Genomic DNA, 15,799 nt, shown 5'->3' on the forward strand with positions numbered 1-15,799 from the left:
ATGAAAGAGAGAGGCATACTGTCCGTATCGGATTTGAGAAAACCGTGGAACAAGGCGGTATACGGGTTTATGGTGCTGTGCATCGCGGTGATGGTCTTTACGATGCTGTACCCGATCGGCATGACGATGTTCAACGGGCTGAAGAGCAATCAGGAGATCAACACGTTTCCGCCACGCTTTTTCCCTTCGGAATGGCATTGGGATAACGTCCCAAAGGGGTGGGAATACATCGATCTGCCGATGTTTCTGAAGAATACGCTGCTTATTTTTGGCGGCAATCTGCTGGTGACGATTCTGGTACTGGGCTTGGCGGCCTTCAGCATTTCTCGTATCCGAGTTCCCTATCACCGCGTCATCTATTTCTTCATTCTCATGACCTTGTTTATTCCGGCGTCGAGTTACATGATTCCGAACTTCGTTAATTTGAAGGAGCTTGGGCTGTTGAATTCCTACTGGGCCTTCTGGCTGCCGGCCGGAGCCAATGCTTACTTCTTCCTGCTGATCAAAAACTTCTTCGATGGCATACATCCGGAGATCTTCGAGGCGGCGCGCATCGACGGCGCTTCGGAATTGAGCAGCTTTCTGCGGATTGCCGTTCCGCTGTCCGTCCCGATCTTCGCAACGCTGGCGATCTTTATCTTCTCCACGGCATGGAATGACTGGTTCTGGCCGTCGCTTGTCATGCAGACGCAGGACAAGTACACGCTGGCTACGGCCATCTACAAGTATGTCATTAACGCTAGGAGCCTGGACAGCAGCATAAAATTCGCGATTCTGTTCATGGTCATGGTGCCGCCGATCTTTGTATTTCTGGTGTTCCAGAAATTCATTATGCGCAGCGTCAGTCTCTCGGCCGTTAAAGGGTAGGGCAGCGTATACCACACCATCGTAGCCCTGCACATGATCGTCATATGAATGCACATCGTCCTTTCCAGGTTTCAATTTTATGATGGAGATAGAAACGGACATTATCATTTCAATAAGGAAAAGGGGAGTATCCATGCGCAAGTTCTCAGCACTACTGATCTGCCTTATGCTGTTCAGCTCCTTGCTCGCAGCATGCGGCGGCGGCAAAGCAGCACCGGAGGCCGGTAATAAAGACGGAGGGACCGCCAATTCGGGCGGAACGACTACAACGCAGACAGAGGAACCGAAAGAGGATATCGCGGATCAAAAGATAACGATCAAGATCCACTATCCGCTGCCGGATGACACAACGCTGCGTCAGCAGGAGGATGATAAAATCGCCCGTTTCCAGGCGAAATATCCGAACGTGACCATCGTGAAGGACGACTGGCAGTACAGCGTCAACGAAATTGGGGTCAAGATGGCTTCGAACGAAGCACCGACGTTTTATAACACTTGGGCTACGGAAGCACAGCTGCTCGTGGAGCGGGGCTGGGTGGCCGACATTACGGAGTTTTGGAACGACTGGGAGTACAAGGATGACATGAATCCCGTGCTGCAGGATCAATTCATCGTGGACGGCAAGGTGTACGGCGTTACGCAGAACGGTTATATCACGTCAACGATCGTGAACAAGAAGCTGCTGGACGCGAAGGGCGTGCCCGTCCCGCCGATGGATTGGACATGGGACGACATGTACAACACGGCTAAAGGCGCTGCGGACCCGAAGGCCGGTATATCCGGAATCGCGCCGATGGGTAAAGGCAATGAAGCGGGCTGGAACTGGACCAACTTCCTGTTCGAAGCCGGCGGGGATATCGAAGTGAACGAGGACGGCAAAGTGAAAGCGGTGTTTAACTCGGAAGCCGGCGTGAAGGCACTGGACTTCTATAAGAAGCTGAGATGGGAAGCGAATGCTATTCCGCAGGATTGGGCCCTCGGTTGGGGCGATGCCGTCAGCTCGTTCCAGCAGGGACGTACGGCAATGGTTATTGCTGGCGCATTTGACGTGATCCAGCCGGCATTGAATGAGGGCGGCATGAAGCCTGAGGATGTGCTTGCATATCCGATGCCTGCGATGGAGAAAGGCGGAGCGCATCATGGCATTTTGGGCGGAAATTATTTGGTCATCAACCCGAATGCCACGAAGGAAGAACAGGAAATGGCATTCCGCTATATCACGTTTGATTATTTTACGGATGATGCGCTGAAATCGGTGGAAGATACGATTAATGCCCGCAAAGCCGAAGGCAAATACTTTGTACCGACGCCGCTTGAATATTTCAGCGATGATTCCGAGTATGCCGCGAAGGTGAAGGCCATCTACGATAAGTACGACAATGTCTACAAATATGATCCGCAGCTCTTCAGCCTGTTGGAAGGCAAACCGGAAGCGCAATTCGGAACGCAGGATTATTATGCGGCGATGTCCAATGTCGTGCAGGAATCGTTCTCGAAGGAAGGCACGGATTCCAAGAAACAGCTAGACGAAACAGCCAAGTTGGTTCAGGAGAATTTTTTCGATAAGATCGAACAGAAGTAAGGGTGCGGCTGTCCCGGATGGGATTGGGGAGAACTCTGCAGCACAAAAAAGAGAGACGCCGGAAACAGCGTCTCTCTTTGCTTTTTCATATCCTTGGCAATAGCTGCTAAAAGCCGGGCGAAAGGTCAGCCCTTCCCAAGCATGGCCGCCAGATTTGTGTCCGGGTCCCGAGACCGCCACAGGCGACTTTTTCTGTATTATCTATCATTTTTACTGCGTTTCTACGAGAAAAGAGCCATAATTGGTATAATGATTGGCGATTATGATGTTTTTAATCCAAGAGACATAACGCTGCTTACTTGGAATCCGGCTTCGGAATGATCGTATTGGCGATGCGGATCAGCTCTTCGGCAGCGATCTCTCCCTGGGCAGAGCTAAGCCTAAGCATGTAGTGGTGCCCGGTCGTTGGTTCTTCATAGGCCCAGTCCAACTGCGCCGAGCTTCCGCCGTTCCACGTTTTTTGCAGAACGTCCTGCCCATTGATCTTGATCTTGCGGTTGATCATGTCACTATTGTCGTCCCAGTAGGAGGTCACGCTTCCGTGGTCCCCGTTATTCAGGATGGTAAGGGAGACTTCCTTGTTGTCGCTGGTATAATATACCGTTGAAATCCAGAAATTATCGGTGAACTTCACCGGCATCAGGGCGTAGTCCTTCCCGGAAGCTTTGGCTTTCTCAAGCAGCTTTTTGGCGATGTTGGCTTTTTCCTGCTCGGTCAGCGGGTTCACGTCAGTCTCGCGCTCCATGTGCACGCTGGCGTTATTGAACGTGTATGTGCCCGAACCGGACAGCTCCTTGGCCAGCGGCAAACCGGGCACGTTCACCATGCTTTGCAGCTTGGCGAAATCCTTGACGGCATGTGGAGTGGATTTGATATCGATGGCATGCTTCGGATTATCCGGTACGACATAAATGATGGCGGCTTCGCCCGGCTTGATCTGTTCGTCCCAGATGGTGTTCATCAGATGTATGCGGTTCAGTTCCTCTTTTGAATAGTCTTTAGGCGAAGGCGACTCTGCCTTCGATTTCTCCTCATAGACAACCTCTCCCTGGCCGTTGGTTAAAGAGTGGTACTTTACTGCTGCGAAACCGGTCGATGCGGTAAGCAGCATGCCGGTAATTAAGAGAATGCTTACTTTGTTTTTCACGAAAAATCGCTCCCTTTTAAGATGTTTTTCCCGAATTTGGTTCATGACGCGTTCCGGGAGGGCCGTCCCGAGCGGCTCAACCCTTTGAAAGAGTGGTTTCAGGTCCTGGTCGTTGTCCATGCTCATTCGTTTCTTCCCCCTCGGCCATGGCATAATGTTTGCGGAACTTGGCTGCAGCCCGCTGAAATTTTTTCCTAAGATAGGTCGTGTTTTGTTGCAAAATAAGGCTGATCTCATGATAGCTCTTGTCCTCAACGCAGCGCAGGATGAGCAGGCTCCGTTCCTCGGCGGTCAGCCTGGCCAGCGCCCGGAGCACGGACGGATTGTAGTATTTGTGCTCGATGACCTGATCGACATGCCTGTTATCCTGATCCTTCTGATACAGAAAGGGGAGGTATCGGGATAGCTTTCGCTTGCGGAGGTAGTCGATGCACTGGTTGGAGGCGATGCGGTACAGCCAGGCTTCGAAGGGCTTGTCCGATTCGAATTTAGATAGATTGCGATAAGCTTTCAAAAAAGCTTCCTGGGTGCAATCTTCGGCTTCGGCATAGTCGCCAAGCATGTGATAGCAATAGTTGAAGATGGCTTTGTGGCAACGGTTCATGATCAGCTCATATTTGTCGATCTCTCCCTTCAAAACATCAGCAACGATCTGATGGAATGCTGGTTCATCCAAGTGGTTTCACCCCTTTACAATTTGTATTACGCTTGGGCAGAGCACAAATGTGACAAATAGATTCAATTAATCTTGTTTGCAGGAGAGCGCATTTCGAAAATCGGGTTGGAGTAAGGGAGCGCTCCCGGATGGGACTGGAGAAAATTCTGCATCGCAAAAAAGAGAGACGCCGGAGCGGCGTCTCTCTTTGCTGATTCATTTCTTTGCAATTGGGAGTTGATTTGGACCCGTGGTCAGTCCTCCTCGAGCACGGCTGCCTGATTCCATATTTGGAATCAAGGGAACTGCAGCTTCCGCAATCTTAATAAATCGCCTTCGCATCCGCTGGCAGCTGCCGGACATGCTGCAGGAAGCCCGTTACACGCCGATCCTGCCCCATATCGTATTCAAAGCCCAGCTGTTCAGCGACATCCAGTGCGGTTCTGCGAAACAGCGCTCCCATCGTAAACAGCGCCTCCCACACCTCTTCGTAGGTTCCGCGGGGGTAGGTGGACATCAGCTCGTTCCAGCTGTCCGCAGACAGGTAGTTTTTCAAGTAATTGCCGTTCTTGCCCACGCTGAGCGAGAAATCGGTCTGGGTGCCCACCTGCCACTCCAACATTTTCATCAGCATCGGCCGCATGATGTTGTGGAAGTGGTCTTGGGCATACAGTATTTCTTCCCGCCACAAGCCCTTGGCTACATACGTGGATACCCACCAGAACTCATTGCAGCAATCCTCGAAGAAGGCTGCGGGCGGATGCTGTACCCAGAAATCCTCGTCGGACGGAGCAGGAATCTTGGGAAAAGTCTGATCTTTATCCATTAAGATCTGGATCAATTTGTCTTCCTTGCAGTATTTCTCCTTCTCCTCGATGGGAATCAGAGTCATGTCAATCCGGTTGCCGTCGGTAAATAACATCAGGTACGAGAACCAGCCTCCAAGATCCGGAGGGAACATGGCCATATCTTCCGGCGTCTGCAGAATCAACCGTTCCCCGAAGACATCAATCCAGTTCGGATTCTGAATAAAGCTGTCCATGTCCGTAACATGAAAGCTGATATCGTAATCCTGAAAAATATCCTTCGGCACGTTGGGATTCGTTCGCGAGCCCTCCAGGGTCACCGCCCGAACCCGTTCGTCGCGGGCTGCGTAGCCCAATACCAAATCCATCATTTCTTGTTCGCTTCTCATGTTATCCAGCCTCCGCATTCATATTTAGATGACTCATGATTCGAATCGGACAGGTCAGGAGGTCCACGAATCCGGACCGTAGAAGCATGGCATGGATATGGAGCATGTTATAACTTGTTCAAGCGCTTTTTCATAAGGAAATCTCCTTTTCCGATGTTGAATGTATTTAAATTAATTCTTCATGGCCTTAAAAGATTCCTCCGCAGCCTCAAGCGTAGCCTCGATGTCAGCATCCGTATGGGCGGTGGTCATGAACCAGGCCTCGTATTTGGAAGGAGCCAAGTTCACGCCGCGGTCCAGCATATGGCGGAAGAATGCAGCGAAGGCTTCACCGTCGGTGTCCTGCGCTTCGTCATAGTTCGTGACCGGATGATCGCAGAAATGAGTGGAGAAGGAGCCACGGATGCGGTTGATTGTGAGCGGAATGCCGTGGCGGTCGGCGGACGCCTGCAAGCCTTCCGTCAGCTTGATGGTCAAGCGCTCCATTTCTTCATATACGCCTTCGCCCTGCAGAACCTCCAAGCAAGCGATTCCGGCTGCGATGGAGGCGGGATTACCCGCCATAGTTCCGGCCTGATAAGCAGGGCCGAGCGGTGCGACCTGTTCCATCACGTGTTTACGGCCGCCATAGGCGCCGATAGGCAGGCCGCCGCCGATGATTTTGCCAAGAGCCGTAAGATCCGGCTGAATCGCCTCGTGATTGGCCAGACCCGCATAGGTTTGGGTAGATCCGTAGTGGAAGCGGAAAGCGCTGATAACTTCGTCATAGATGACCAGTGAGCCGTTGTCGTGCGTCATCTGACATAGGCCTTCGAGGAAACCCGGCTTCGGCATCACCATCCCAAAGTTGCCGACGATCGGCTCTACCATAACGGCAGCCACATCATCGCCCCATGCGTCGAGGGCAGCGCGCAGGCCTTCCAGATCGTTGAACGGAACGGTAATGACTTCCGTCGCAATGCTGGCCGGGATCCCGGCACTGTCCGGAATACCAAGTGTGGAAGGGCCGGAGCCTGCTGCCACGAGGACAAGATCGGAATGGCCGTGGTAACAGCCGGCGAACTTGATGATCTTGTTGCGCTTGGTGTAGGCGCGGGCGACCCGGATCGTCGTCATGACCGCCTCGGTACCGGAATTGACGAAACGCACCTTATCCATGGACGGAATGGCGGCCTTCAGCATTTTGGCTAAGGTGATCTCAAGCTCTGTTGGCGTCCCGTAAAGAGTACCGTTTTGAGCTGCTGTTGTGATTGCAGCCGTAATATGCGGATGGGCATGTCCGGTTATGATCGGACCATAAGCCGCCAAGTAATCGATATAACGGTTGCCATCCTCGTCCCAGAAGTGGGCTCCGCTTGCGCGTTTCATAAAGACGGGGGCACCACCGCCTACGGCTTTAAAGGAACGGGAGGGACTGTTTACGCCGCCTACGATATGCTGCAGCGCTTCTTGATACAGAGTTTCGGAACGGTTTCTTGATGTTGCCATGATAGTAAAACTTCCTTTCTTCATGAAGCAGGACAGGAAGCTAAAATGACGTAGCGTCCTGTCCTGCTTGCTGTAAGTGTATTAGTTACGATCCGTTGTTGCAGATGGGGCAGTGGAGCTTTCGGGATTACCATTCTCAGAATCGTTGTTCACAGAACCACGGGTCTCAGAATTGTTTTCCGTACCTTCGCTGCCTCCGGTTTCAGGGTCAGGCGTTGGCGGATTTAAGATGTCCTGGATATACTGTTTCAGCGTATCCGGATTGCCTACCGTTAGAACGGCAGCACCGCCGATATGTTCTTCCTTCAGGAGTTTCATCGGAGGAACCTGTTCGCTGCCACTCATTTTACTCTTATAGGCAACGTTCGCAAGCTTCCACATATCCTCGACATCGAGATTGGTATCAATATATGGGCTGACGGACTTCAGAATGTCCGGAAGCTTCATGATGGACGTGGTGGTCTGCATTTTCTTGGCTACGGCCTTCAAAAGCTCGCGCTGCCGCTCGGTGCGGGTAAAGTCGCCCATCGCATCATAGCGGAACCGGACATATTGCAGCGCCGTGTTGCCATCTAGATGCTGCATGCCTTGCTTCAATTCAATGTCGTATTCGTTTTTGTCTGCTTTACTGGAATAATTCATGTCCTTCTCAACATAGAAATCAACCCCGCCGACGGAATCAACCAGCTTCATGAAACCCTGGAAATCCGTATAGACGTAGTATTGAACCGGAATGCCCAGCAGATCGCCTACAGCCTTCATGGCCGTATTCGGGCCGTGCGTGATGGCCGTATTGATTCGGTTTCGGTCATATCCGGGTATTTCTACGTAAGTATCGCGCAAAATAGAGAATAAGTGCATTTTTTTCTTCACCGGATCAATCGAGGCAACAAGCATACTGTCGGAACGAGGAATTTCGCCTTCCTCAAAACCGCGTGCATCAACGCCCATCAGCAGAATGTTAACCGTCTCCGTTCCTTCCCACTCGGGTGGCGCAGGAACCTTGGCATCTACCTTTTCAATTTCGCGAAAAGGGGAGGAATCACCTGATTTCTGAAGACTTTGCAAGCCGTCGTAGAACGACGCCGCATAATAAATGCCGTAACCAATAACAGCGGCGAGGATGAGGCTGACACTCCATATAATCGTCTTCTTTGTTTTTTTGGTCATTGTGTTCTTCCTTTCGGATTACGCTGATGAATAAATTCGATAGAACATTTGAACATTCGACATTCATTCTATTATAATTTTTTTCGAAAAGACAATCAATTTTCGGGACTAAAGTCCGTACAGTAGGAGTTGAGCCTTATCGTAGATCAAACGCAGTTGACAGTCGGAAGCCAGGTGCCGGATTTTTCACTTCCGGCTTCGAACGGGGAGAAGGTAGCATTAAGCGATTTTCGCGGACGTAAAGTCGTGCTGTTCTTCTATCCGAAAAATATGACCCCAACCTGTACCGAGGAGGCTTGCAGCTTCCGGGACAACTATGGTGCGTTGGAGCAAGCTGGCGCAGTGGTGATCGGGATTAGCCCGGATCCACTGAAATCCCATGCCAAATTCATTGATAAGCATAGCCTTCCCTATTTGCTCATGTCTGATGAAGAGCACAAGGTAAGCGAAATATTTGGCGTATGGCAGATGAAGAAGATGTTCGGCCGCGAGTATATGGGTATTGTACGCTCTACCTTCTTGATTGATGAGCAGGGAAAGCTTGCAGGCCAGTGGCGGAAAGTAAAAGTGAAAGGTCATGTCGAAGCGGTTCTCACAGCCGTGCTGTCATAGCTATATGAAGAACGGTCCCTCAGCATGCCTGGACAGGCATGATAAGGGACCTTTTTTTAACAAATAAGACCAGAGGAATAATGAATTCAGTTTACTCAAATTCTAGTCTTTTTTTGAAACACCCTCCATATAATCTATCAGGAAGCCGAACTCATAGAAACGATGGAGGTAGAGTTGATAATGAAAAATATGGTGCGGGTAACATCAATTGCGGTATTTTTCGGCGTATTGGCAGTGCTCATCATGATCGGTATGGGGCTTGAGGTCCAGCAGCCGACTGACATATATATGGAACACGCTCCTCTGGCAGCAGCGCCAATGACAGTGACTGGGCAGGATATACAGGTGAAGCCGGAAGCGTCAAGCAAGCCTATCGTTACGACTGCATACAAGAATACATCGGCTGTGAACGCCGCACCTGTTCAATATAAGAAACAAAGTGACAAAACGGTATACCTGACATTTGATGACGGGCCATCGGATTTGACGCTTGATGTGCTGAATATTTTGAAGCGAGAAGGAATTAAAGGCACGTTTTTTGTACTGGGTAAGGAAGCGGAGACCCGTCCCGAGATTATTAACCGCATCTATGAGGAGGGCCATGTGATCGGGAATCATACATATGATCATCGTTATGACAAGCTCTACGGGCATTTTCAGGATTTCTGGGGACAGATTAAGAAAACGGAGGAAATCATTCGTTTAATTACGGGGGAACGGCCGCAGCTGGTCAGAGCTCCCGGGGGAACGGCCGGCCATTTTGACGAAGCCTATTTTCAATTCATGAAGCAGGGGGGCTATCATGTATTCGATTGGAACGTCGACAGCGGCGACTCCAGGTATCGAGGCGTCCCGGTTAAAGACATCGTAAAAGGAGCAACCACGAAAGTGAACGGCAATGAGGCAATTGTGCTTCTTCATGATGGTAGAGGTCATGCCGAAAGCGTAAAGGCTCTGCCGGACATCATTTCTTATTATAAAAAGCAAGGCTATGCCTTTGATGTACTGTCTCCGGAAATCCAGCCCGTTCAATTTCGTGCCCAGCAGAGTGCACGTAAGGTTTCGCAGCCTTCAAAGCAATGGATCGAGGAGCATGTCGCAGCCAATGCCGCGCTATTTGAGACTGGGCGAACGCTGGCCGTGGAATTCGGAGGAATGGAGACTGCGTTCGCGGCAGGGGAATACAAAATGGTGGACGGCCGGTTGATGGTACCGCTGCGGGCCCTGGTGGAGCGGCTCGGCGGAAGCGTGTCCTGGAAGTCTCACAACAAGACCGTGCAGGTGACGCTGGCAGGGAATCGCTGGGAAGCAGACCCGGTTGGCGGCTTGCTATTCCCCATGCAAACAGGGGGCAAACCGGTGTCTTCGGATGTTCATTTAATCGGCGGTACTGCTTGGATTCCGCTTCGGGAAGCGCTTGACTTTTCCGGCCGCCCTGTTACAAGAGTGACATATGAAGAAAGCGAGTATCGCGTTCTAACTTTGTAGTCGAAAATTGCATTTTATGTTTGTAATTATGCTTCACAAGTTATAGACTAGTACTTAGAGATATTTATCACAATCCCTAAGATTGTTTCAGAATAAAGGAGGGGGAAGTTTCCCCCTGCTTTATTTTTGGCGATAGTGAGTCACCCTTAAGTTCGCACTTTTGTAAGTGATGCATAATAGATACCGGTTATCCGAAAATTAAAGCTAACCGGTTCGATCGTCGCCAAGTCCATCTTGGGAATTCACTTAAAGAAAAGGAGGCAATTCTTTATGACAGAAACATCTTCTCCACAGCCGTCCGAAACTCCGGAAAATGTTGTAGGAAACCAAGAAGCTGCGGCGTCCAGCCGTCCTGATGTGCTGCTCGAACAACTGCTCAAGCCCGAGGTTCAGGAATCCCTCACAACTCTCGTGGACAATCTTCCAAAACTTGCAGAAATGCTGACCGTCATGACTAAAGCTTATGACTTCGGTAAATCCGTAGCTACGGATCCCGTGCTTGCGGAAGACACTATGGCTTCCCTTAGCGGATTCGCGAAGCCGGTCACGACAGCAGCGAAAAGCGTTGCATCTGCAGCTATCGAAGCCGGTGACCGTGTACACGCTCAAGGCGACCAAGCTCAGATTGGCGTATTTGGTCTGATGAAAATGCTGAAAGATCCTCAGGTTCAAAAGGGTCTTCGCTATGCTCAGGCTTTTTTGGACGTTCTTAACGAGCGCGACCAACAAAACAAGCGTTAATCCATAAATCATACGAAGAACGGAGGATGGTCATGTCTAAACATATTTTAATTTTGGGCGGAGGCTATGGCGGCTTGCTTAGTGCGCTTTCTGCACGCGAGCATTTTGGTGCTGGTGCAAAAATCACGCTGATCAACCGTTTCCCAACCCATCAGATCATTACAGAATTGCACCGTCTGGCAGCAGGCAACATCGCAGAGAAAGCAGTAGCTTTGCCACTCGATAAGCTTCTGCGCGGCGCGAACGTTGACCTGCGCATCGGCAACGTTAAGGAAATCAAGCCGGATGAGCGTTCGGTTTCCCTCGATGACGGCGGAAACTTCACATATGATGCCCTGGTTATCGCACTGGGCAGCGAAACGGCCTTCTTCGGCATTCCAGGACTGCAAGAGAACAGCTTTATCCTGAAGTCCGTGAACGATGCTAACCGTCTGCGTGCTCATGTGGAGTCCCGCATTGCGGAATATAGCAAAACGAAAAACAAAGCGGACGCTACCATCGTTGTTGGCGGCGGCGGCTTGACAGGCGTTGAGCTTGTTGGTGAATATGCCGATATGAAAAGCGAACTGGCTCGCAAATACGGTATCGATCCACAAGAAATCACGCTTTATTGTGTTGAAGCAGCTCCTTCCATTCTGCCAGGCTTCCCTGCAGAACTGGTTGACCGCGCAACAACAAGCCTGCAAAAACGCGGCGTGAACTTCCTGACCGGATTGCCGATTACCAAAATGGATGGCACTACCGTTGAACTGAAAGACGGCAGCACGATCGAAACCAGCACATTGATATGGACTGGCGGCGTACAGGGTAATTCCGTTGTGGCTAACTGCGGCATCGAAGTCAACCGTGGTCGTGCGGTTGTTAACGAATTCCTGCAATCCGCATCCCACCCTGACGTATACGTTGCTGGTGACAGCGCGGTTGTTATGGGACCGGAAGGTCGTCCATACCCGCCAACAGCACAGCTGGCATGGCAAATGGGCGAGCTGATCGGCTACAACATCTTCGCTCAATTGAATGGCGGCGTACCAGCTTCGTTCACACCGGTATTCTCCGGTACGCTCGGCAGCTTGGGACGTAAAGATGCCATCGGTACCATTGGTGCTAACAAGACCCAATTGAAGGGTCTGCCTGCAACCTTGATGAAAGAAGCAAGTAACATGCGTTACCTATCCCACATCAACGGTTTGTTTACACTGGCTTACTAAGCCTAGAAGGCGGCATTATATTCACATATAAAGAGATGGACCCTGAGTTTTCGGGTCCATCTTTTTTTATTTCGCAGCCCAAACATAAGCAGATGGACTTAGGGACATCGACATGAAAACATAATACGATGGTTACACCCGGGAGCGAGGAATACCAAGGGATTTCACACGCGTGCTTCAGAGCGGGATGTTAGAGAAGGAGGTAAGGGAGAGACTGAAAGGTGAAAGTCCAAAAGGAAGAAGAAAGAAGTTTAAACAGTTATGTAAGCGCTATTGCAAAAGGTTCGCAGTTTTCATTTTATGAAACGGAGGGAGCATGTATGCGGGGATATCATCGTCTTCATTCCATTGTCATTCAACTTTTTTTGTTTTTTTTCATCGGCACCACACTCCCGGTTCTCATCATGGGTTTCCTGTCGTATCACAAGTCAGCCTCAATCGTGGAGGAGCAGGTCAGTAAAGTGGCTTCCCTCACGATCACCCAAGTCAGTGACAAGCTGAATATGTTCTTCAAGAAACTGGATGACTCCTCAATGATGGTGCTGAACAGCAAAGTGGTTCACGGCATCCTCGAGGATCAGGATATCAGTAAATACGACCTGACGTTGAAGGTGAAGGAGGGAAAGGATCTGTTGACCTCCATCATGATTAATTCGCCGGAGATATTGGACGTGTACGTGTTTGACGTGCAGCGGAACAATTCGGTCCTGAGCGCCGATTCCTTGATGTCCATCCCGGACCAGTGGGATTCTCCTTGGTATCGAGCGATACTGGAGGCGAACGGGCAGGCGGTATGGTTCGGCTTGTCGGATACCTCCTACCTGAAGCAAACGGGAATGGGATTTCCCGTGTTTGGGCTGGGCCGGGCAATCCGGAGCTGGGATACCGGGGAGATTGTCGGGGTGATGTTCATCGAGATTATGGGGGATGTCCTGATCGATGAATTAAACCATGTCCAATTCGGCAACACGGGGTATATGTACGTGGCCAATGACGAGAATCGTTACTTTTACCATCCCGATCCTTCCATGTACGGGAAGCCGTCCAAGATCAAGCTGCCCTCGGGATTGACGGAATACAACCTGAACAACAACAAAACGCTGATGATCCCTTCGCGCCTGAACAACGGCTGGCATGTGGTCGGCATGGTGCCGCTTAAGGAATTGACGGCCGATTCCGCCAGCATCCGGAGTTTCACGGTCTGGATTGTATTCGGATCGATTCTGGCAGCGATCGGAATCGGTTATTTCATGACGCGGAGGATCGGCAATCCGCTCGTTCATTTAAGCCGCTTGATGCGCAGAAGCGAAGCAGGCGATTTATCGGTCCGCAGCAAGAATGTGGGTCCCAGTGAAATCGGTCAGCTGGGCAGAAGCTTCAACAAAATGATTGAGCAGATCGATCTGCTGATCCGACGAATCGCCGCGGAGGAATCCGAGAAAAAAAAGGCGGAAATCCGCGCGCTGCGGTATCAGATCAACCCTCATTTTCTCTACAATACACTGAACTCGATTCGCTGGATGGCCAAGCTGAACCGGACGAATGACGTGGATCGATCGGTTACGGCCCTTGTTCAGCTACTGGAGGGGAGCCTGGAGCGCAATGGGGTATTCATACGCCTTGGAGATGAACTGGAGCTACTTCGGAAATATATGATCATCCAGAATTACCGATACGACCATCAAATTGAGCTGAGGATCGAATGTCCCGAGCCAATGGAGGATCTCTATGTTCCCCGGATGCTGCTCCAGCCGATTGTGGAGAATGCGATCTTTCACGGGATCGCCCCGCTTGATGATCCTGGCGTTATCACGATTCGAATAACACCGCACCAGCAGGATGTCATGGTTCGGATCGAGGACAATGGAATCGGCATCAAGCCCGAACGAATAGCGGGACTGCTGTCGTATGAGCAGGATCACTCCAAGCAAGGCATGACCCACATCGGGCTGCGTCATGTTCACCAAACGGTCCAGTTGTATTACGGCAGTCGCTACGGGGTATGGGTAGAAAGCCCGGAAGGCGGAGGAACGCGGGTCACGATAACATTTGCGAGGCAAAGGGGGGACGATTATGTACAGAGTGCTGCTCGTGGATGACGAAGCGATCGCACGTACAGGACTTCGATCGACCTTCGATTGGGAGAAGTATGGTTACCGGCTTGTGGGCGAGGCCTCCAACGGACAGCGGGCCATGAAATGGATTCTGAACGGGGATCTGGACATTCTGATCACGGATATCGCGATGCCGGTCATGGATGGTTTGGAGCTGACCCGCCGGACAAGGGAGCTTTGTCCTTGGGTGAAAGTGCTGCTGCTCAGCTGTCATAGCGATTTTGAGTTCGTGCGCGAAGGCATCAGGCTTGGCGCATCGGATTATATTCTCAAGCCGACGCTGGATGCGGACTCTTTGGGTGCTGTGCTTGATCACATGCGTTTGAAGCTGGAAGAGGAGAAGCAGATGCAGCGGATTTTGACCGAGCATGAGCAGCAGCAGCGTTTGAATCAGAAGAAGGCCGCGGAAAAAGTCCTCTTTCAGGCGCTGTCCGGGGAGCCCGGTGCGCTCGCAAAGCTGGAAGCATGGAACCATAACGGTCCTTATCTGCTGGCCGTGCTCCAGCTTAATTCTGATCCAGGGGCTGGCGCGGCCGGGGTTCAGCACAAGGATTGGCATGACGAGATCGAGCGATTAATGGGACAGTTATATGACCAGGTGCCGGAGGCGCTGGCAGCTCGGCTGGAGACGGATCGGATCGCTGTCTACGTGCCCCTACGGCATGCAGGAAGGCTGCCAGCTTCAGAGCACGAAGCGGCCATCCGTCTGCCGATCCGATGCGCGATGGGGCTCAGCAGGAGATATAACGGCATGGATAAGCTGCAAGAAGCGTTTCGAGAAGCTAGCGAGTGCCTGGAAGGCCTCTTCTTTCATAAAGATCAACAGATTCTTCGGGCAGAGGAGCTCCCTCTGACCGAGGCCGATTCGGCTCAGGAGAGGCCGGCCGCTGAGCTGCATGCCCTAAGAGCCGCGCTGACCGTCGGGAACATGGATATCAGCGAAGAGCGCCTGCAGTCCATTATGCTGCGCTGGCAGCCCGGAAGGATGAAGAAACGGGCGGTCCTCCGGGAAGCAGCGGAGCTTCTGAGCTTGCTCGCTATGTTTCATCTTCCCGGCAGCCCGCCGTTTCCGCAAATCGGAGAAGTGGGCAAGCTTCGCTCGGTAGAGGAAGTGAAAGAGCTTGTGCTCCAAGGCTTCCATACGTTGCGGGAAGAAGCCATGCGTCACCCCGTACCGGAATCCACGCTGCATGAGCGAATCGTGCTGCAGGCCGTCCAATATATTAAGGCGCACTTCACCGAGCCGATCTCCCTGCAGGAGGTGGCCAACGAGGTGGCCGTAAGCCGCAACTATTTTAGCGAATTGTTTAAGCGCGTCACGGGGCACAACTTCATTGACTATGTGATTGATCTGCGGCTAAAACGGGCCAAGGAGCTGCTTTCCACCACATCGCTACGAGTGTATGAAGTGGCGGATCGTTCCGGATTTAATGACGTGAAATACTTTAGCAAGCTGTTCAAGAAGATGGTAGGCATGACGCCTGCTGAGTACCAGGGACAGCATCGAAAATAATGCGAATTTCATAGGATCG

13 protein-coding genes are annotated in these 15,799 nt (G+C 51.4%); 8 read left to right on the forward strand and 5 right to left on the reverse strand.

Features of this window, described 5'->3' with window-relative positions; genetic code table 11:
• Complete coding sequence (locus NYE54_RS04640) at positions 1 to 867, forward strand: carbohydrate ABC transporter permease (protein ID WP_339270379.1); 867 nt, start codon at positions 1 to 3, stop codon at positions 865 to 867.
• 133 nt (positions 868 to 1,000) lie between these two features.
• On the forward strand, positions 1,001 to 2,449 hold the full coding sequence (locus NYE54_RS04645) for an extracellular solute-binding protein (protein ID WP_339270381.1): 1,449 nt from the start codon (positions 1,001 to 1,003) through the stop codon (positions 2,447 to 2,449).
• A 295-nt stretch (positions 2,450 to 2,744) separates the two neighbouring features.
• Here the strand turns inward: NYE54_RS04645 and NYE54_RS04650 are convergent, their stop codons facing one another.
• The 5 genes from NYE54_RS04650 to NYE54_RS04670 form a co-directional block, all read right to left on the reverse strand.
• The gene (locus NYE54_RS04650) at positions 2,745 to 3,722 is read right to left on the reverse strand and encodes a DUF4367 domain-containing protein (protein WP_339270382.1); all 978 of its coding nucleotides are present in this window, start codon (positions 3,720 to 3,722) and stop codon (positions 2,745 to 2,747) included.
• A complete protein-coding gene (locus NYE54_RS04655; RefSeq protein ID WP_339270384.1) occupies positions 3,673 to 4,272 on the reverse strand; it encodes an RNA polymerase sigma factor in 600 nt (199 codons plus the stop codon). The genes NYE54_RS04650 and NYE54_RS04655 overlap by 50 nt, the downstream gene beginning before the upstream one ends.
• 301 nt (positions 4,273 to 4,573) lie before the next feature.
• A complete protein-coding gene (locus NYE54_RS04660) occupies positions 4,574 to 5,446 on the reverse strand; it encodes an aminoglycoside 6-adenylyltransferase (protein ID WP_339270385.1) in 873 nt (290 codons plus the stop codon).
• A gap of 171 nt (positions 5,447 to 5,617) precedes the next feature.
• On the reverse strand, positions 5,618 to 6,934 hold the full coding sequence (locus NYE54_RS04665; protein WP_339270387.1) for a glutamate-1-semialdehyde 2,1-aminomutase: 1,317 nt from the start codon (positions 6,932 to 6,934) through the stop codon (positions 5,618 to 5,620).
• A gap of 81 nt (positions 6,935 to 7,015) precedes the next feature.
• Entirely contained in the window at positions 7,016 to 8,104 is a 1,089-nt protein-coding gene (locus tag NYE54_RS04670) for an LCP family protein (RefSeq protein ID WP_339270389.1), read from the reverse strand.
• A gap of 129 nt (positions 8,105 to 8,233) precedes the next feature.
• Between NYE54_RS04670 and bcp the strand changes: the two genes are divergently transcribed.
• From bcp to NYE54_RS04700, 6 genes are all read left to right on the forward strand, one after another.
• The gene (gene bcp, locus NYE54_RS04675; protein WP_076325878.1) at positions 8,234 to 8,716 is read left to right on the forward strand and encodes a thioredoxin-dependent thiol peroxidase; all 483 of its coding nucleotides are present in this window, start codon (positions 8,234 to 8,236) and stop codon (positions 8,714 to 8,716) included.
• A gap of 180 nt (positions 8,717 to 8,896) precedes the next feature.
• Entirely contained in the window at positions 8,897 to 10,204 is a 1,308-nt protein-coding gene (locus NYE54_RS04680; RefSeq protein WP_339270392.1) for a polysaccharide deacetylase, read from the forward strand.
• 270 nt (positions 10,205 to 10,474) lie between these two features.
• Positions 10,475 to 10,945 carry a DUF1641 domain-containing protein gene (locus tag NYE54_RS04685; protein ID WP_076325876.1) on the forward strand — a complete coding sequence of 157 codons (471 nt, stop codon included), beginning with the start codon at positions 10,475 to 10,477 and terminating at the stop codon, positions 10,943 to 10,945.
• Positions 10,946 to 10,977: 32 nt separating this feature from the next.
• On the forward strand, positions 10,978 to 12,153 hold the full coding sequence (locus NYE54_RS04690; RefSeq protein ID WP_076325875.1) for an NAD(P)/FAD-dependent oxidoreductase: 1,176 nt from the start codon (positions 10,978 to 10,980) through the stop codon (positions 12,151 to 12,153).
• 320 nt (positions 12,154 to 12,473) lie between these two features.
• Entirely contained in the window at positions 12,474 to 14,252 is a 1,779-nt protein-coding gene (locus tag NYE54_RS04695; RefSeq protein WP_339270395.1) for a sensor histidine kinase, read from the forward strand.
• A complete protein-coding gene (locus NYE54_RS04700) occupies positions 14,227 to 15,780 on the forward strand; it encodes a response regulator (protein ID WP_339270397.1) in 1,554 nt (517 codons plus the stop codon). Before NYE54_RS04695 ends, NYE54_RS04700 begins: the two co-directional genes overlap by 26 nt.
• The last annotated feature ends 19 nt before the right edge of the window (positions 15,781 to 15,799 follow it).

Origin of the sequence: Paenibacillus sp. FSL K6-1330, assembly GCF_037976825.1 — a bacterium.
Classification (GTDB): Bacteria; Bacillota; Bacilli; order Paenibacillales; family Paenibacillaceae; genus Paenibacillus_AQ.